This is a genomic window from Flavobacteriales bacterium (assembly GCA_016700415.1).
GTDB lineage: Bacteria > Bacteroidota > Bacteroidia > Flavobacteriales_F > PHOS-HE28 > PHOS-HE28.
Genome location: CP065018.1, coordinates 2,602,776 through 2,621,620, shown reverse-complemented (window position 1 = coordinate 2,621,620; position 18,845 = coordinate 2,602,776). Strand labels below are relative to the sequence as shown.

17 protein-coding genes are annotated in these 18,845 nt (G+C 57.8%); 13 read left to right on the top strand and 4 right to left on the bottom strand.

Annotated elements, in window-relative coordinates; all coding sequences use genetic code 11:
- Positions 1–22: 22 nt before the first annotated feature.
- Positions 23–679 (bottom strand): biopolymer transporter ExbD, encoded by a 657-nt coding sequence (locus IPP95_10965; protein QQS71703.1) that lies wholly within the window; start codon positions 677–679, stop codon positions 23–25.
- A 50-nt stretch (positions 680–729) separates the two neighbouring features.
- Positions 730–1,542 carry a MotA/TolQ/ExbB proton channel family protein gene (locus IPP95_10960; GenBank protein QQS71702.1) on the bottom strand — a complete coding sequence of 271 codons (813 nt, stop codon included), beginning with the start codon at positions 1,540–1,542 and terminating at the stop codon, positions 730–732.
- Positions 1,543–1,919: 377 nt separating this feature from the next.
- Between IPP95_10960 and IPP95_10955 the strand changes: the two genes are divergently transcribed.
- From IPP95_10955 to IPP95_10910, 10 genes are all read left to right on the top strand, one after another.
- Positions 1,920–2,660 carry a pirin family protein gene (locus IPP95_10955; GenBank protein ID QQS71701.1) on the top strand — a complete coding sequence of 247 codons (741 nt, stop codon included), beginning with the start codon at positions 1,920–1,922 and terminating at the stop codon, positions 2,658–2,660.
- Positions 2,661–2,814: 154 nt separating this feature from the next.
- Entirely contained in the window at positions 2,815–3,732 is a 918-nt protein-coding gene (locus tag IPP95_10950) for a hypothetical protein (protein ID QQS71700.1), read from the top strand.
- Entirely contained in the window at positions 3,729–4,223 is a 495-nt protein-coding gene (locus IPP95_10945; GenBank protein ID QQS71699.1) for a hypothetical protein, read from the top strand. Before IPP95_10950 ends, IPP95_10945 begins: the two co-directional genes overlap by 4 nt.
- Before the next feature lie 113 nt (positions 4,224–4,336).
- Positions 4,337–5,080 (top strand): NYN domain-containing protein, encoded by a 744-nt coding sequence (locus IPP95_10940; protein QQS71698.1) that lies wholly within the window; start codon positions 4,337–4,339, stop codon positions 5,078–5,080.
- 70 nt (positions 5,081–5,150) lie between these two features.
- Positions 5,151–6,458 (top strand): aminopeptidase P family protein, encoded by a 1,308-nt coding sequence (locus IPP95_10935; GenBank protein ID QQS71697.1) that lies wholly within the window; start codon positions 5,151–5,153, stop codon positions 6,456–6,458.
- 121 nt (positions 6,459–6,579) lie between these two features.
- A complete protein-coding gene (locus IPP95_10930) occupies positions 6,580–9,366 on the top strand; it encodes an aminotransferase class I/II-fold pyridoxal phosphate-dependent enzyme (protein QQS71696.1) in 2,787 nt (928 codons plus the stop codon).
- Positions 9,367–9,408: 42 nt separating this feature from the next.
- Positions 9,409–10,236: a KilA-N domain-containing protein gene (locus tag IPP95_10925; protein ID QQS74251.1), complete on the top strand. Its 828-nt coding sequence runs from the start codon at positions 9,409–9,411 to the stop codon at positions 10,234–10,236.
- A gap of 241 nt (positions 10,237–10,477) precedes the next feature.
- A complete protein-coding gene (locus IPP95_10920; GenBank protein ID QQS74250.1) occupies positions 10,478–12,016 on the top strand; it encodes a biotin carboxylase in 1,539 nt (512 codons plus the stop codon).
- Between the two features lie 125 nt (positions 12,017–12,141).
- Positions 12,142–12,528 (top strand): GxxExxY protein, encoded by a 387-nt coding sequence (locus IPP95_10915; protein ID QQS71695.1) that lies wholly within the window; start codon positions 12,142–12,144, stop codon positions 12,526–12,528.
- Positions 12,529–12,648: 120 nt separating this feature from the next.
- Entirely contained in the window at positions 12,649–13,680 is a 1,032-nt protein-coding gene (locus IPP95_10910; GenBank protein ID QQS71694.1) for a hypothetical protein, read from the top strand.
- A gap of 44 nt (positions 13,681–13,724) precedes the next feature.
- Here the strand turns inward: IPP95_10910 and IPP95_10905 are convergent, their stop codons facing one another.
- Positions 13,725–14,372 carry a hypothetical protein gene (locus IPP95_10905; GenBank protein ID QQS71693.1) on the bottom strand — a complete coding sequence of 216 codons (648 nt, stop codon included), beginning with the start codon at positions 14,370–14,372 and terminating at the stop codon, positions 13,725–13,727.
- Positions 14,373–14,500: 128 nt separating this feature from the next.
- Between IPP95_10905 and IPP95_10900 the strand changes: the two genes are divergently transcribed.
- The 3 genes from IPP95_10900 to IPP95_10890 are packed head-to-tail and all read left to right on the top strand — an operon-like array spanning position 14,501 to position 15,620.
- Positions 14,501–14,797 (top strand): hypothetical protein, encoded by a 297-nt coding sequence (locus IPP95_10900; GenBank protein ID QQS71692.1) that lies wholly within the window; start codon positions 14,501–14,503, stop codon positions 14,795–14,797.
- Entirely contained in the window at positions 14,794–15,072 is a 279-nt protein-coding gene (locus IPP95_10895) for a hypothetical protein (GenBank protein QQS71691.1), read from the top strand. Before IPP95_10900 ends, IPP95_10895 begins: the two co-directional genes overlap by 4 nt.
- Entirely contained in the window at positions 15,069–15,620 is a 552-nt protein-coding gene (locus IPP95_10890) for a hypothetical protein (GenBank protein QQS71690.1), read from the top strand. Before IPP95_10895 ends, IPP95_10890 begins: the two co-directional genes overlap by 4 nt.
- Positions 15,621–15,623: 3 nt before the next feature.
- On the opposite strand, the gene IPP95_10885 is transcribed toward IPP95_10890, so the two are convergent.
- Complete coding sequence (locus IPP95_10885; GenBank protein ID QQS71689.1) at positions 15,624–18,827, bottom strand: CHAT domain-containing protein; 3,204 nt, start codon at positions 18,825–18,827, stop codon at positions 15,624–15,626.
- Positions 18,828–18,845: the final 18 nt, after the last annotated feature.

Genomic DNA, 18,845 nt, shown 5'->3' with positions numbered 1-18,845 from the left:
TTTAACACGGTACACGCGCGGATCATTGGGGTTCAGCGGCCTTGGTGGCGATCCGGCTTGCCTCCAGGTCGGTGATCATTTTGAACCGGTTGATCTTCACTGTGGGACTCTGGAAGATCTTGATCACCTTGTTGATCACGGAGTAGTTCACATTGCCATCCCCCTTCAAGGCTACGATCGGGTTCTTTCCTCCGGAGCCGCTGCTAAAGATAAGCTGCGTCACGCGGATCCAGTCCAACAGCTGGTTGTCGGTGCTGTCGATGGGGATCCCAGGTGAAACGTCGTCCAATTGCTTGCGATCCACCGGGCTGTCCAAGGAGAGGTAGGTCGGCAGCTTCTGCAGAGGGATACCGATATCGTTGAGGTTTACGAAGCGTCGCTCCTGCTCAGCATCCAAGCTGATCTTATAACGCTTGGCCATCTCCTTGATCACCTCGGCGCGCACCAACTTGTCGGTAAAATCCCAGAACACGCGCCCGCCGCTATCCACGGTCACCGTCATGAGGTTCTCCGTGGGGATGGGGGACTGGCTCATGCTGCTGGGCGTGTCCACCACCACGGCTTCTTCCGGACGGAACTGGGCGGTGAGCATGAAGAAGGTGACCAGCAGGAACCCGAGGTCCACCATCGGTGTCATGTCCAGCGCAGGGCTGGAGCGGGGCATCTTGAGCTTCGACATGCTGTTTCTCTACACAACGCATGGGCGATGCATGCATCACCCGTACGTTGTTATTTGTGGTTCGCCAAGGTTTGGCTGACGCTGAAGCCGGCCTCGTCGATGCCGTGTGTGATGCCGTCGATCTTGGTGCTGAAGTAGTTGAACATGATGATGGCGATGCAGGAGCCGGTGATACCTAAGGCGGTGTTGATGAGGGCCTCGGATATACCGGTGGAGAGCGCGGTGGCATCAGGCGTGCCGGCCACGGCCATGGCGCTGAAGGCCCGGATCATTCCGAGCACCGTTCCGATCAGGCCCACCAGCGTACTGATGGAAGCGCAGGTGGAGATGATCACCAGGTTCTTGCTGAGCATGGGGAGCTCCAATGCGGTGGCTTCCTCGATCTCCTGCTTAACGGTGTTGATCTTCGTCTCTTTGTCAAGGTTCCCGTCGTTGAGCACGGTCTGGTACTTCTCCAGTCCGCTGCGCATTACGTTGGCCACGCTGCCGCGTTGCTCGTCGCAGGCGGCAATGGCCTCGTCCACACGGTCGCCCGCCAGTAGCTGGCGCACGTTGTGCAGGAACTCGTCGATCCGCCCCTTCCCCTTGGCCCGGCCCAGGGTGAAGTAGCGCTCAACGGAGAAGATGATCACGATCAGCAGGATCGAGATCAGGATCGGCACGATGAATCCACCCTTGTGGATCAGGCCGAACGTGTGGTTCGGGTCGATATTCACCGGGTGCCCCTTGATCGGGTCTCCGCCCTCGAAGTTCGCCGGGTCGCCCAGCACGAACATGTAGAACAGGATGCTGATGCCAAGGGCCACGGGTATAGCCAAAGCCACGAACAGGCTTGACATCTTTCCGGATTTACGTGTGCTCATGTAAGGAGGGTTTCTTGGTTGAAGGTAGCTCGTGGTTTTGTTCGTCCAATACGTTATGCGGTGCCTCGACAGCTAAAGCCGGGGGGCGCAAACATAGCAAGTACATCGTTTTCCGGAACCGTGTGCCATGAATGATCAACTGAGGTCTCCGACTCATGGGCCGGGCGGAAGTGAACGCAAGGTCCATCCCGATCCTTGCCCGATACCTGCAACACACCCGGAAACGGTGGGTCCTGAACAAGGAATGGGGGAAAGCAAAGAAGGCGCGGCGTGGGACCGGTCCGCGTTTATTGGGTTACGGGCTTCCAACGATGTCTATTTCTTGTTTTGGATATATTCACCATGTAAAATACATTTACATCCCAATACATTTGACCATGAGCACCTCAACGACCACAGCACGGACCGTTCTGCACAAGGCTGATACCCGCGGCCATGCCGATCACGGCTGGCTCAAAGCATGGCATTCCTTCAGCTTCGCCAACTGGCACGACCCCGAACGCATGCACTTCGGCGCTTTGCGCGTGCTGAACGACGACACCATCGCGGCGGGCAAAGGCTTCGGCACGCATCCGCACGACAACATGGAGATCATCACCATCGTGACCGAAGGTGCGCTGATGCACAAGGACAGCATGGGCAACGAGGGCATCATCAAGGCCGGCGACGTGCAGGTGATGAGCGCGGGAACGGGCGTGCAGCACAGCGAGTTCAATCCCGACCCGGAGCATCGCACCAAGCTATTCCAAGTGTGGCTCTTCCCCCGCAAGCACGGAGCTGCCCCGCGCTACGACCAGATCACGCTCGACCCGAAGGAAGGGATCAACCGATTCCAGCAGATCGTTTCGCCGGACCCGAACGACGCCGGCACCTGGATCGGACAGGACGCTTGGTTCCAGCTCGGCAAGTTCGATGGTGGACGTCCGGAACGCTACACGATCAAGCGCCCGGCCAACGGTGTATATGTCCTGGTCGTTTCCGGCAGTGCCGTGATCCAAGGCCAACAGCTTTCCCCGCGCGACGCGATCGGCATCAGTGGGGTGGACGCGCTGGACATCCTCACGGGCCCGGAGGGCGCCGAGCTGCTGCTGATCGACGTGCCGATGCATTTGAACTGAAGGACCACGCTCACGGTTCATTGCGACACCAAGGGCACGGAAAAACCGTCTCACGCGGCACGATAAATACCCACATCCGGGTATTGATACGGACAGGCCAAAGTCGGACCTTTGAGATGGCAAGAAGAGGATAAGCTCCCAGTGCATCCTGTCCATGAGATCCCTGTCCCCACATATCATCCCGACCTTGGCGGTGTTGGCACTGGTACTGTCATCGCTAACCTTGGACGCGAACGGACCGCAGGTGCTGCTACTGGACGGCAAGGTGCGTACCAAGGACATTTCCTTCGAGGGTGTGCGCCTGGTGGTGGAGCGCAACGGCATCACTGTTCAAGTGGTCACGGAGGACCTGAAGCGTTTTCAATTGGAACTGGACCTTCAGCAGGTTTATGTGCTCACCTTCCATCGGGAAGCCTGCCTGAGCAAATCGTTGCACATCGATACGCACGTGCCGGAGGAGGCGCTCGAAGCGGCCCCCTTCCGCTTCCCGTTCTTAGTCACATTGGAACCACGCCCCAAAGGCCCTGTGGTCCGTTATGCGGAACCGGTCGGGGATATCTATTTTATGGACGGGAAAGCGGACTTTGGATACGGTACGGACTATTCCCTCGCTCGTGATCGTCAACGAGCCACATTGGGCCGTGACCCGCGCGCAGCGGTGCGATCCGATGGAACAGGGCCAGGGCCTTCAACCGATTTTGACCGGGACCGGTCAATGGCCGGTCCGGCCACCTCGCTGCTCGGTACGGGTCTTTCGTTCGAAGCCGACAGGCAAACCCCTGCCCGAAGCAAAGAGGCACCTGCGGCGACTACCAGAGAACCACGGCCCCATCAGGAGGTCGTCATGGAGGGTGCATTGTACCCATCCAAACCAGACGGCCGAACCGAGGAATTGCAGATCCGGCCCACCTACGTGGCCAAGGAGGTCCGGATCACCGAGCAAGGCCGTACCTGTGTTTACAGGAAGGTGACCCATCGCTATGGGGAGGTCAACTACTTCTGCAACGGCAGCGGCTGTAGCGAATTGAGCTTCCGGGCGGCGACACGGCACGGAACCATCCCGGAACCATGATCCTCCTTAAACACAACTTCCTATTGATCGCGGCCGCACTCGCCTTGTCGGTATCCGCCCAGCGTGATGACGTGAACAAATTGGCCGTGATGCGGGCACGGGGTGAAACCTCCCTGAAGGTGGGCCAGGTCCACTACGACATGGTGGTGGCCGAGAACGCAAACCCCGCGCTGGAAGGCATGACCCTGCTCCGCACCGCCCGGGAAACACCAGAAGGTTGGGCGGCACGTGTGTACGCCCCCGACGGCACGCTCTTGATGGAGGGTGCCTTCAACGACCGTGAATTGCGCATTCCCCAGGGCGAGTTCACCTTCTTCCATTTTAACGGGAGACCCGAAAGCCAAGGCCGGTTCTGCAACGGCGGCAAGGTGGGCAACTGGCACCGCTGGGACCAGCGCGGTCAACCAATGGCCGATCGCAACTACCCGGAGACCTGCCCTGTGGACACCACCGGCCAGCATTGTTGGAGCTCGCTTTCGTGCAAGCCGTGACCTTGTTCGGGGCTGGTGATCGGTCGTAGACCTGTTGAAAAGTCGGGAGTCATGAGTCCGACTCTCGACTCAAGACTCCCGACTCAGGGCTGCACTCCCATTACCTTCACACCGTGAAAAAGATCAACGACACCACCATCGCCCTCCTCATCGACGGCGATAACGCGGCACCGCGCCGCCTGGCCCCCATCCTCGAGGAGGTCTCCAAAAAGGGCACCATCACCATCCGCCGCATCTATGGCGACTGGACCACCACCGGCATGAGCGGCTGGAAGGACCTGCTGAACGCCAACGCCATCCAGCCCGTGCAGCAGTTCGCCTACACCAAGGGCAAGAACAGCACCGACAGTGCGCTCATCATCGACGCCATGGACATCCTACACGGCGGTATGGTGGACGCCTTCTGCATCGTAAGCAGCGACAGCGACTACACGCGCTTGGCCACCCGCTTGCGTGAGGCCGGCCTGTACGTGATGGGCGTAGGCGAGAAGAAGACCCCCGATGCCTTCGTGCAAGCCTGCGAACGCTTCATCTATGTGGAGAACCTCGATGTCCAGGACGAACCTCGTGCAGCGGCCAAGAAGAACGGCACGCGAGCCAAAGCCTCCTCGGCCCCGTTGTCCGGCAATGCTTCGCTGATGAAAAAGTTGCGCAAGGCCTTCATCGTGGCCAAAGGAGAGGAGGACGAAGCCTCCCTGAGCCTTGTGGGCCAAGCCCTGCGCCGTTTGGACCCCGGCTTCGATCCGCGGAGCTACGGCCACGGCTCGCTCTCTTCCTTGATCAACGCATTGAAGGACCAGGTGGAGACCCGCCGCGAGGAGAAGGGGAACACGGTGATGATGCGGCTCAAGGGGTGAGTTTTGAGCGCTCCGTAGCTTTGGGGTTCTCATTCCAAAATCTGGCCGTCCATCTCTGGCATACACCATCATGCGCTACACACCCCTCTCCGCCGCCACCTACCGTACACACCGTGCCCGCTTCCGCAAAGCCATGGAAAAGGGCGGCCTCGCCGTGTTCCACAGCAACGACATCATGCCCACCAGCGCGGACGGCTCCATGCCGTTCCACCAGGCGGCGGACATCTTCCACCTCAGCGGTATTGATCAGGAGGAGACCGTGCTGCTGCTCTTCCCGGACGCTTTCGACGCGAAGGACCGCGAGATCCTCTTCGTACGCGAGACCAGCCCCAGCATTGCTATTTGGGAAGGTGCGAAACTGACGCAGAAGCAGGCCACCGAGCAAAGCGGCGTCGCCACCGTGCTCTGGACCAGCAGCTATGAGGCCACCTTGCAGCGCTTGCTCCCGCAGGCCCAAAGCATCTACCTCAACAGTAACGAGCACCTGCGTCAAGGCAACGAGGTGGAGACGCGCGAGGAACGCAAGAACAAGGAGTTGCGCGCCAAGTACCCGTTGTATGAAGTGAAGCGCAGCGCGCCCATCATGCACCGCATCCGCTCGCGGAAAACGGAGGAGGAGATCGCGCAGATCCAGAACGCCGTGAACATCACCGCCAAGGCCTTCCAGCGCGTATTGCGCTTCGTGAAGCCCAACGTGAAGGAGTACGAGATCGAAGCCGAGATCACGCACGAATTCCTGCGCAACGGTTCGCGCGGGCATGCCTACACGCCCATCATTGCCAGCGGCTACAATGCCTGCGTGCTGCACTACATCGTCAACGACGATACGTGCAAGGACGGCGATGTGATCTTGATGGACTTCGGCTGTGAATACGGCGGCTACGCCAGCGACCTCAGCCGCAGCATCCCGGTGAACGGCAAGTTCTCCCCGCGCCAACGCGACGTGTACAACGCGGTGCTGAACGTGCAAAAGGAAGCGACCAAGCTGCTGATCCCCGGCGTATTCCTCGGCGATTACCACAAGCAGGTGGGCGAGCTGATGGAGAAGGAACTGATCGGCCTTGGCCTGCTGAAGGCGGATGAAGTGGCCAAGCAAGACCCCGAAAAGCCGCTCTACAAAAAGTACTTCATGCACGGCACCAGCCACTTCCTCGGCATCGATGTGCATGACGTTGGCCTCTGGCACGAACCGATCGTTGAAGGCATGGTCTTCACCGTGGAACCCGGCATCTACATCCCCGATGAAAACATCGGCATCCGCATCGAGAACAACATCGTGGTGACCAAGGACGGCCAGGACGACCTGTTCAAGGACATCCCACGTGAGGTGGAGGAGATCGAGGCCCTGATGGCGCTGGGGAAGAAGGCCTTCGCCTAGGTTACGGACTTTGAACAAGGTGGCGGCCTGAGGCGTGGTCCGCCAATATTTTCCTTGGAGTCCCAAGGCGTGACTTGGCGTGAAATACCTTTCGCTCAGGAATGCCTATATTCTGCGACACATGCCAACATCCGAACCCACACAAGAGCATTTTAATGCCACACGCCTCCGCACCCACACATGGGACCGCTTGAAAACCGCTGTCTCCGATCTGGCGGCAGCAAAGAAGGGAAAGAAGGAAGCCGTGCACGAGGTGGATGCACTGCTTCAGGACCTGTACGTGATCGAGCAGTACTGGGCCTTTCCGGGGCGCGAGGCGGTGAACGGCCTCATGGCCATGATGGTGCGCAAGGAACATGCGGCATTGGAGACCCGCGTATTGAAGCTCGTGCGCACCTTGGTGAGCGGACAGATCCGCCTGAATACCGGCGAGCATGCAGAGCACGCATTGGACCATGACGATGACGGCTTGGAACGCCCCCGCACGAAGTACTTCGAAGTACTCTTCGTGGACGACCTGAATGAAAAAGAGGAACACGAGCTGAAGGCGAACCTCGCCGAGGTGCGTGAGCCCAACGACCCCTTCACCTACGACGCCATCGTGGTGCCCACCGTGCAGGACGCATTGATCGCGCTGCTCTTCAACTCCAACGTCCAGGCCTGCGTGATCCGCTACGGCATGCCCTTCGCATCACCGAGCGCCAAGGGCTTTCTCAAGGACTACATCCGTGCCATCAAAGAGGTGGACCTCAGCGACCGCAACAAGGCCGACATGGGGCCGCTGCTCGGCAAGCTCATGCGCTGGTTCCGCCCAGAGGTGGACCGCTACTATGTCACCGACACGCCCGTGAGCGACCTGAAGGACAGCACCGTGCAGAACTTCCGCCGCATATTCTACCGGCAGGAGGACCACCAGGAGTTGCACCTCACCATCCTCCGTGGCGTGCAGGATAAGTACGACACGCCCTTCTTCACTGCGCTGATGGACTACAGCCGCAGGCCCATGGGCGTGTTCCATGCCATGCCGATCTCGCGCGGCAACTCCGTGTTCAAGAGCCGATGGATCCAGGACTTCGGTGATTTCTACGGCCGCAACCTCTTCCTCGCGGAGACCTCCAGCACCAGCGGCGGACTGGACTCGCTGCTACAACCCACCGGCCCGCTGAAGAAGGCGCAGGAACGTGCCGCGCGCGCCTTCGGCTCGCAGTTCACCTACTTCGCCACCAACGGCACAAGCACCAGTAATAAGATCGTGCTTCAAGCCTTGGTGGAGCCGCACGACATGGTGCTGATCGACCGCGACTGTCACAAGAGCCACCACTATGGCCTCGTGCTTTCCGGTGCTTATCCCGTGTACTTGGACAGCTACCCGTTGCCGGAATTCAGCATGTACGGCGCTGTACCGCTTGAGACCATCCGCGAGAAATTGCTGGAGCTGAAACGCGCCGGACGCCTCCAACATGTGAAGATGCTCCTGCTCACCAACTGCACCTTCGACGGTGTGGTGTACAACGTGCAGCGCGTGATGGAGCAGGTGCTCGCCATCAAGCCGGACATGGTCTTCCTCTGGGATGAGGCCTGGTTCGCATTCGCTGGCTTCAGCTACATCTTCAAGCAGCGCACCGCCATGTTCAGCGCTGCGCGCCTGCACCGCAAGTACCACAGCGATGCCTACCGCGAAGAATACAAGGCGCACATCGCCTCCTTGAAGAAGGGTGAAGAGCCGCGCATGCCCGACCCGGATACGGTACGCATCCGCGTCTACGCCACGCAGAGCACGCACAAAACGCTCACCTCCATGCGCCAGGGCAGCATGATCCACATCTGGGACGAGGACTTCCAGCGCAAGAGCGAGGACAGCTTCCACGAAGCCTACATGGCGCACACCAGCACCAGCCCCAACTACCAGATCCTCGCCAGCTTGGACGTGGGCCGCAGGCAGGTGGAATTCGAAGGCTACGAGCTGGTGGAGAAGGCCATCGAGCAAGGTATGTTGCTGCGGCACAAGATCAACGACCACCCCAAGCTGCGTCGCTATTTCGACATCGTGACATTGGAAGACCTGGTGCCCGCCAAGTACCGCCCATCAGGCCTGAAGGAGTACTACAGCAAGGAGAAGGGCTGGAACCGCATCGAAGAAGCCTGGGCGCATGACGAGTTCGCCGTGGACCCAACCAAGATCAACCTCTATACAGGCAAGACCGGCGTGGACGGTGATACGTTCAAGAACCAATACCTGATGGACAAGCACCACATCCAGGTCAACAAGACCTCGCGCAACAGTGTGCTGTTCATGACGAACATCGGCACCACGCGCGGTTCCGTGGCCTACCTGATCAAGGTGCTGCTCACCATCGCCGACGAGCTGGAGGCGCGCAACAACGCACTGAACCATGCGGAAAAGCAACTGCATGTCGCGCGCATTCGATCGCTCACGCAGGAGACCCCGCCGCTACCGGACTTCAGCCGCTTCCACGATTCCTTCCGCGCGGTGCCCGGCGTGCCCGGGGGCGACCTCCGCAAGGCCTATTTCCTCTCCTACAGCGAAGTGAACTGCGAATACGTGAAGATCCGTGATTGCCAAGGGCAGATGCGCGAAGGGCGCGAGCTCGTCTCGGCCAGCTTCGTCATCCCCTACCCGCCCGGCTTCCCCGTGCTGGTGCCCGGCCAGGTGGTGAGCAAGGACATCCTTGATTTCCTCATCGCCATTGATGTGAAGGAGATCCACGGCTACCGCGAGGATCTGGGCCTGCGCGTCTTCAACGGCCATGCACTCGGAAGGCAACGGACCGGGACCGCCATGGGCGGGATGCGGATATCGGGCAATGGGGCATCGGCCAGCACGCAGGGACCATCAGCCAAGAAGGTATCGACACACGAGCGTGGACGCTCGCGGGAGAAAAAGTGATCGCAACACGCATCAACAGTGAAGAAGCAGCGATCCATCCAAGTGAAGGGCAGTCTTGTGACCATCGTGGAACGCCATGGTCAGGACTACATTTCCCTCACCGATATGGTGAAGGGCTTTGACGGAGGGAACGCACTCATTGAACAATGGATGCGAGGCAAGGACACCATCTTGTTCTTAGGCATCTGGGAACAACTCAACAATCCAAGTTTTAATTCCCTCGAATTCGAGGGAATTAAAACTGAAGCCGGGAGGAACAGCTTCTTCCTGAGCGCCAAAAAGTGGGTCTCCTTAACAGCTGCCGTCGGGCTTGAGGCACGAGCAGGACGATACGGCGGAACATTCGCCCATAAGGACATCGCCTTCGAGTTCGGCTCTTGGCTTAGCCCGGAATTCAAGCTTTACCTCATCAAGGAATTCCAGCGGCTCAAGGATGAGGAGGCCAGCTCGAAGTCTTTGGATTGGAGTTTCCAACGGACCTTGGCCAAGGTGAACTACCGCATCCACACCGATGCGATCAAGGAGCATTTGCTGCCGCCCGTGTTGACCCGGAAGCAAGCCACGCAGCTCTATGCCGGTGAGGCCGACCTCCTGAACATGGCATTGTTCGGGCACACAGCTTCGGAATGGCGTCAAATAAACTCCGGCCTTCTTGGCAACATGCGCGACCATGCCACGCTCGAACAATTGGTGGTATTGTCCAATATGGAGAGCATCAATGCCGTGTTGATCAAACAGGGATCAAATGCACCGGACAGACTCGTTCAATTGAACGGGATCGCCATTTCACAGATGCGTTCCCTGCTGGAGGGCCGGTCAGCGCAACGGATCCTCAAAAACGACCCGAGGAAAAACAAGGGTCGGTCATGAACGATAACAAGAAAAAAACATGAGAAAAAAGCAGACGAAGAGATCCGCGGTGATCAAGAAAAAGGCCGCCCCCGTCAAGAAGAAGGCCGCTGTCAAAAAGAAGGCGGCGACCAAAACGGCGACCAAGGCCGTGACCAAAAAGCGTCCTGTAGCGAAAAGGACGGTCGCCAAAAAGAACCCCGCCAAGCCCGTAGCGCCACGTAAGCCGGCCAAGGCGACGACCCAAACGGCAACCAAGACCATGGCCAAAAAGCGCCCTGGGGCGAAAAGGACGGTCACCAAAAAGAGGGCCGCCACGCGAAAGAAGAAAGCCGGCCCTTCCGTCCTCCGGGGCGTCAGCGACATTCGCCGCTTCTTCTACCGGAACGAGACACCGATCTATTTCATCAGCGCCACCAATTTCAATCTTCTGGGCGCGGACGAATGGATCAAAGGGTTCAAGTTCATCACCTACATCGAGTGCTTCGACGGATTGCACCCGAACCTGATGAGCCCGATGAAGGAGGAGCCGCACGAGGAGTTCCAAAGCATCGAGGATATCAACAACTACCTGCTCACCCACAGCGAGGTGAAGGACTACATCGAGAGCCGGAAGGTGAAGGGCAAGGCCGGGAAAGTGCTTTTCCTCATGTTCGATGAGAAGACCGAAAAGCTGGCGAAAAAGCTCGGTCTCGAGGTGATGTTCCCGAGCGCCAAAATGCGCACCTTCATGGACAACAAGGTGAACACCAACCGCATCGCCGAAAAGGCCGACGTGCCCTGCGTGCCCTACGTGCTCAGCCCGGTGAAGAACTATGCGCACCTCAACAAAGTTTCCGCCAAGCTCGGCAACGACCTCGTGGTACAAACGCCTTTTGGCGACAGCGGCCACACCACTTTCTTCATCAATAGCGAAGAGGATTACAAGAAGTACGCGAAGGAGATCGAGGCCGAGAAGGAGTGCAAGGTGATGAAGCGCATCAACTGTCGCGGCGCCGCGATGGAGGCCTGCGTCACGCGGCACGGCACCATCGTGGCCCCGCTGATGACCGAGCTGGTGGGCTTCAAGGAACTGACCCCGTACAAGGGCGGCTGGTGCGGCAACGAGATCTTCGCCGAAGCCTTCACGCCCGCCATCCGCAGGAAGACGCGCAAGTACGCACAGCTCTTCGGCGACCAGTTGCGCAAGGAAGGTTACAAGGGCTACTTTGAACTGGATTTTCTTATCGACCAGGACAACGGCGAAGTTTATCTAGGTGAGCTGAACCCGCGCATCACCGGCGCCAGCAGTATTACCAACCACGCCGTGTTCGCCATGAGCGACGCCCCGCTCCACCTCTTCCACATACTGGAATGGATGGGCCAGCCCTATGAATTGAATGTGAAAGCCCTTAACCGCCGTTGGGGAAAGGCCGAGAACATCGACTCTTGGGGCCAGATGGTGATCAAGCACACGGCCGACGACATCCGAAGCGTGACCGAAGCACCCCGAAGCGGCATCTGGCGCATGCGCCCCGACGGCAGCATCTACTTCTGGCGCATGGACACCCACCGCCGCTATGTGGAAAACGAAGACGAAGCCTTCTTCCTCCGCATCGCACGCGTTGGCGATTGGCTCTACGAGGGCGCCGACATGGGCATCCTGGTAATGCGCGGCCGTATGATGACCGACAACTTCCAACTGTTGGAACGCTCCAAGAAATGGCTGAAGGCGATCAAGGCACAGTACAAGAGCGAGGCACCGGGCGACAAACGGACCGGCCCACAGGCACTGGAGATCGGGGGGTTCAAGATGATGTGAAAAGGATGAACCACATGGTTTTTCTACCACGAAGGACGCTAAGGACACGAAGGGAATAGTAGACCAAGGGGGAAAGCGAATGACGACGAGCGCCGAAAACCATTGGACTGTATCCCTTCCCGTGAATGACTGCTGACGAACTTTCCCATATTGCGATAGGACGGGCCATAGCGGTCCATAGCGACCTGGGGCCGGGTCTGTTCGAGAAGATCTATGAGAAGGCCTTGGCCTATGAGTTGAGGAATCTGGGCTTTACTGTTCAGGATCAGTTGGAGTTGCCAGTGATCTATAAAGGCCAGAACTTGGATATGGGATATCGGCTCGACCTTCTGGTTGAAGGGAAGTTGATCATTGAGGTGAAAGCGGTATCTGCATTTGACGAGATACACATGTCCCAAGTCTTGACCTACCTTAAACTCACAGGGTGTACGCTCGGCCTATTGCTCAATTTCAATGTGACCCTAATGAAAAAGGGTGTCAAACGAATTGCCCTTGGTGATCCGTACAAATAATCCATTCGAAAACCCGAACATTGCCGCCTGTGCGCCTTTCTCGGATGACCTTACCTCATTTTGTAACCTTCACTCTTCCTTCTTCGTGCCCTTAGTGTCCTTAGTGGTACTCCTTCCAACATGTACATACACCTAAAGCTCATCCACGAACCCGTTCCCTCCGAGCGTTGGCAGCGGTTCTTTCACCGGGTGTGGCCCCTCTACCTCGACTGGTTCGTGAGCGAGGGCCATGGAAAGCGGGCGGAGCTGCCCGAATGCCGGAATGCCTTGGCCGTCCACATGCCGGAGCTGCTTCCCTTTTACGACCGCCTGTGCGAGCTGGCCGGTGGCGGTGACCTCGGATCCCGCTTCCTGAGCATGTGGTGCCCGCCTCCTTACATGGCCGGGTGTTCGCAGGCCGCCTGGGTGCGCGGCAATCCCACCTTGGTGCGCAACTACGACTATGACCCGCGCTTCTTCGACGGGCGCATGCGCTACACCGAATGGCTGAAACCGGTGATCAGCATCCAGGACAGCGCATGGGGTGCACTGGACGGCATGAACGGCGACGGCCTTGCACTGGCACTGGCTTTCGGCGGAAGGAAGGTGAGCGGCGTTGGCTTCGGCATCCCGCTGGTGGTGCGCTACGTGCTGGAGACTTGCTCCACCACAGCGGAAGCGATGGCCGCCCTGAGCCGCATCCCCGTCCACATGAGCTACAATGTGATCGCGCTGGACAAGGACGGGCACTACGCCGTGGCGTACCTCAACCCGGACCGGCCCGCCAACGTGGTACACAAGCCCGTGTGCACCAACTTCCAGGAACAGGTGGAATGGGACGAATACGCCGCCTTCACCCAAACTTTGCAACGGAACGAATACCTGGAGGACGTACTGCGCGACGAGAACATGGACCGCACCCAATTGCTGAAACGCTTCCTGAAACCACCCCTCTACCACCAACAATACCTGCGCGGCTTCGGCACCTTGTACAGCGTGGCCTACGACCTCAAGCGCAAAAAAGTCCGTGTTTTCTGGCCGGACCAGCACATTGATGTCGGTTTCAAAAGCTTTGAGGAGCAGGACCTGAAGGTGACGTTGTTGAGGCTTAGCTGGGCGCTATATGGCGAAATAGGGGTTCGCGCAACGCCCATATGGTATCGGCAACAATGAACAAGGGCACCACCCGGCGGCGATGCCCTTGAACTTTCCACGCCTCACAGCGTTCGAAGCTGAACTGTGATCGGGTTCCAGTAAACGCTCAGGTAGGCATCGTCGTCCGTGCAGTTGCCCACGTCATTCCCGGAAGTATCCCCGTTGCTGATGAATTTGGATGCCAGCGTTTGGGAATTAAATGAAATGGTGAGCGGACTATGGCTATAGTCTGTGTAGTTGTAGTTGAGGTAGTCTGCGGAGGTGATCTCGCTAATTGCCTTTCCCGCAGGGGCGGTATAGAGCGTGATGTACTCATCGTAACGCGCCTCAGTCCAATCCGTTTGGGTTTCAATGAGGTGGTACTGAACGTGCGCACGCAGCACCGAACCGCCGCTGACCTGTAGTGAAACCGAAATGGAGACATTGGGGCCATGACCGCCAAAATCACGATCGCCGCCGATTCTTTGCGGGCAAAGCTTGATCAGGTTATTGGGCGTGAATGTGTGCGGTGTAATGGTGTTGTTGGACGTACCGCCAGTTCCACCAGTCCCACCGGTTCCACCTGAACCTCCTGTTCCGCCAGTTCCATCCACGACCGTTGGCGAAGGGGTTGGAGGCTCAGGCGGCACCCGCTTGCATCCTGTGTAAAACAAGGCACCCATTGTAAGTAAGAGAGCCATCCGCAAGGCGCTTTTTCCTATCGTTTTCATTTTCAAAGGTCTTTCGAGCCTACTCTATTAATGGCTTTTCGGCAACCGCCTGAACCGCTTTCGTCGCTGTTCATGGGTCCATTCCGGAACCTTCCCTCTGGTTATCGCAAAGACATTACATTCGGTTCGTGACTGACCAAGAACTACTGCACGGAATACGCACCCACGACCGGAGGGCCGTGGAGCAGGTGTATACCTTAGTGCGACCGGGGTTGATCAAGTATGTGAAGGACAACAGCGGCACCCTGGACGAGGCCCGCGACGTGATCCAGGACGCTATACTCGCGGCCTATATGCACATTACAGGAAAGGATTTTGCATTAACCTCGGCTTTGAGCACATACATCCAAGGCATTGGCCGCAACCTGTGGCTGAAGCATCTCGACCGCTACAAAAAACGCTACATCCCCGATAACCGAATATGAGCATCCGGTATCTAGAGGCGGAAACACGCACAGTGATCGATGACCTGGAGGCGGCGGACCGGATCTGCCTGTTCTGGGAAATGTTCGAGAAACTGAGCAACGACTGCCAACAACTGATGCGCATGAGCTTTGAAGAACAGCCCACTGAAGAGATCCAAACGGCCTTGGGATTTGATAATCCCGGTTCCGTGAAGGTGAAGAAATTCAAGTGCAAGGAACACTTAGTGAAGTTGATCCAAGCGGATCCGCGCTTCGCAGAACTCGCCGAACAATGAACGTGGAACTGGACCCGAAGGTTGAGGCCCTCTTCAAGGAGGCTCAGGGCCGCGAGGATGTGTTCCGCTTCCGGCAGGTGCTGCGCGATGTGGCGGCTGAGGTGGAAGCACGGGAGGAGACACCGGTGATCTCCATTGCACGCAACCGCACATGGACGTGGTTGGCGGTGGCCGCAAGTTTGGCCTTACTGGTCACGATCGGTGTTCCGTTCTTCCGGGGGCCGGACATGAACGCGCTGGCGATGGCCTACGCGGAAACGACCACACCCTTGGTGCGCGGCGAGGATGACGGCAATGCATCATCCCTGTCACAGTCATACGAAGAAGCGCGAAAGGCGATCATCGAAGGCCGCACAGAGCAGGCCATAGCGGCACTCCAAGCCACTGCACCAATCGCTAAATGCGACAGTATCCGCAAGCAATGGCTCTTGGGCCTAGCTTATCTGCATGAAGGTCACCGGGCGGATGCGACACAAGAGATCCAAGCCGTGGCCAACTCCGGTTGCCAAGACAAGGAAGCCGCGAAGAAGTTGCTGAAGAAACTCTGAGGATCAGGCGGCGGTGCGATGCCGACGCGACCGGTAGGCCCAAAATGCGCCACCGAGGAGCAGCACAAGTCCACCACCCCACATCCATGGGCGCATCGGTGAACGCCGCTGCAAATGCACCGGCTCGTTATCGCCGATCAATATAAAGGCCGCCCATTTGCTCGGCGGCTCGTCCGGGTACTCTGTGCGGTACCAGCGCTTGGCCTCGGCCAACGCATCGGCCTTGCCCATGCCCTCGGCCAGCTTTTCATAGAATTTCACCATGATCTGTTTGGTTGCGAGGTCGTCTACTTTCCACAGGGAGGAGACAGTCGAACGAGCTCCGGCTTGCATGAAGCTGCGGGCCAAAGAACGCACGCCTTCACCAGATTGAAGAGATCCATAGCCGGTTTCACATGCGCTGAGGATAATAAGATCGGCTTTTAAGCGGTGTGTGAGCAGTTCATAGGCGTGGAATACACCGTCCTCGACATCCGGGCCGGTTGAGCTGCGGTCTTGGGCATCGGAGCCTTCCGTTGCCTTAAAAACCAATCCCGACCTGGTCGGCTCATCACTTGAAAATGCGTGCATCGCCAAGTGAAGGACACCTGCATTATCCAGCGAAGCTTTGAATCTGCTTTCATCGGCGCTGTTGCCGGTGTAGCAGGTGGAGACCACTTCATCTGCTATGGATGAAACCTCATCCGCATTATAGAGCAAGGCGCCAGATGATGCCCGCTGCTCATTACCCATGAGAACGTTGCGTGATACAGGGCCTTCGTGCTTTGGGTCCGATCGTTCGCCGTAATCCGGCGCGAAGGCAAATACCTCTTGATCGTTAGGCGGTGCATCATTTGTAGGTTGATCAAGTAGCACGGAGCCAGACAATGCATAACGCACGGTCAATTTGTCCATCAATGGTGCACCATCATCTTTAGTGGGCAATGCTTCGAAAGGCAAATAGCATAACTCCCTGGAGGGTAGGATAACAAGTTCCTTCACACCAGAGCGAAGGAAGGATGGCGGCAACAGTCGTTGCAGCGATTGGCGAGAAGCCCCGTCCAAACCGATCAAGGAATCGATACCGCTCCCTTCGGCCGTGATCTTTGCCAGCGCAGCATCAAACACCGTATCACGAGCGAACCGGCCAAGCATGATGGTGTCCTTGTACAGGCCAGCTATAAACACGTCCTTCTTGGTGAGCCGATACGAGACCATTGCCGTGTTAGCCGCTATTCGATCGCGGAGGCGTTCAGCCAGGTCCATGTCCACATGGGAGGGAGGGCTACCGTTGACCGGTTGTTGCGCCAGCAAAGCCTCGACCGAGTCGATGAGCACGGCTTGGCGCAGAATGGACGGATCGTTCTCCGATAAACCTTGGACCGCTAACGATTCACGTCGCTCTTTTGCAATATTGATCGCGCTTCGGAGTTCGCGACGGTCCGCTTGCTCCATAAGAAACCGGTCCCGGCGGAAGGCCATCGCCTTGTCATCGTCCATCCAAGCGAACAGACTGTCCGAGAGCGAGGCGGTCGTTCTGTTACCCCTACTTGGCCATGCATCCCGCATTAAACGGGCGGTCATTTGTTCGCGTGAAGTGATCAGCTTGGAAAGGTCTGTCCCTTCAACCATGAAAAGGCTGTCGATGATATCGGACTGAACAGCCGTTAGGCGCTGCAGCAAACCTTGTTGTCGGATACCCGGATCCTTTCGCTGAAGTATTTCCAGCACTTCCTCAAGTGTCCCTATCTGTACGATGGCCCGAACATTTCGGGGGAAGGCCGCTTGCTTCAACGAATCCCACATAAAATGATCATCACCGGAGAGGATACCACATGCGCGTTGAACGATATCGAGCGATTCCGCGTAACGCCCCTTCACCGCAAGACCGAAGGCCATTAACTGCATGGCCGCCACGGTTTCGCCTCGGCAGGGCCCTTCCAAGCAAAGACCGGCGTATTTCAATACCGAATCGACGCCCAGAGAATCCCATTGGAAGTATTCCGTTGCGATATTGGCATAGGTCTTGGCCACCGCTACCAGATCAACGGGCGTGCGTCCGGTGCGCAATCGAAGTACGCTCATCTGGCGTCCAGCACCAGTGCCGTAGCGTGCATCGCAGGTGTCCGTCAAAGGCATCACCTCCAAGGTGCCGGCCAATCGGTCGCGTGCTTTTCGCGCAACGAGGGGGTCATCAGAACCCATTAGAGCCTCGTTCAGCGCCACCGCCCGCGTTCCATATTGCTTGGAACGGTCCAACTCATCCAAATTGCGATATGCATATGCGGTGTTGTGGAGGTTAATGGCAAGCGCTTCGGCCTCGGCGATCGTTTTTACGGATACCGTGTCCAGGGACAGTACGGCCTGCTTGAAACAGGTGGCCGCAGCTTTGGTGCGTTCTCCACCTGCTAAATAGCGCCCACGACTGCCATAGTAAAAGCTGATCACCTGGGGGTTCTTGACGCCGTGCAAAAGGCGTCGGACCCGTTCCAATCGGATCAACAAGCTGTCAGGTTCAGCGGCAACAGATGCCAACAGACTACCTGCCCACCAGCTCGTGTCAACTGATGCCGGTGCGCTGTGCAAGGCGATGACACGTTCGAAAACGATACGGGCGCTGTCCCGGTTCCCGCTTTCCAAATAGGAATAGGCCAACGCTCTCCCGTGATTACCCGCCTGTACCCAGTTGTGGGCATCCAGTGCTCGGTGAAACGCTTTCACGTAAGTGGCAGTTGCCTCTGCACGTTGTCCTAAGATGCTGCAACCTTTTGCGGTTGTCGCCAACAGTTCAATGCCCACGGAATCCGAAGGAGGCCGACTCGTGTCCCAAAGCTTCGATGCCTTCACTACGAAGTATTGCGCAGCTTCCACCCCACGCTCCTGTGTAAGGCCCCCATGCAATTTCATGCACGCAAGGCCTAATTCGCGGCCGACCCCAATGTCTTCCCCGGATAATTTATGCTTCAACAGGGCAAGTACATCGTCGGCATGTTCGATCAACGCTTTTGTGCGGTGGTTCCGATACAGGGAATCGACCAAATGGGCAGTAGCATTCACTTGCGCATCAGTACCTGGTGAATAAGCAGGGAACCGATCCTTAATAATGATCCGACGCGGAGCATCCGATAGTTCATCCGATGTGGAAACACGCTCAGGATCTCTTCGGTCCCTGGAGACGCCCTCTTTATGAGATCCATCTGCACACGAAGTTGCGAAGAGCAATAGCAAAAAACCCGGAAAGTATCG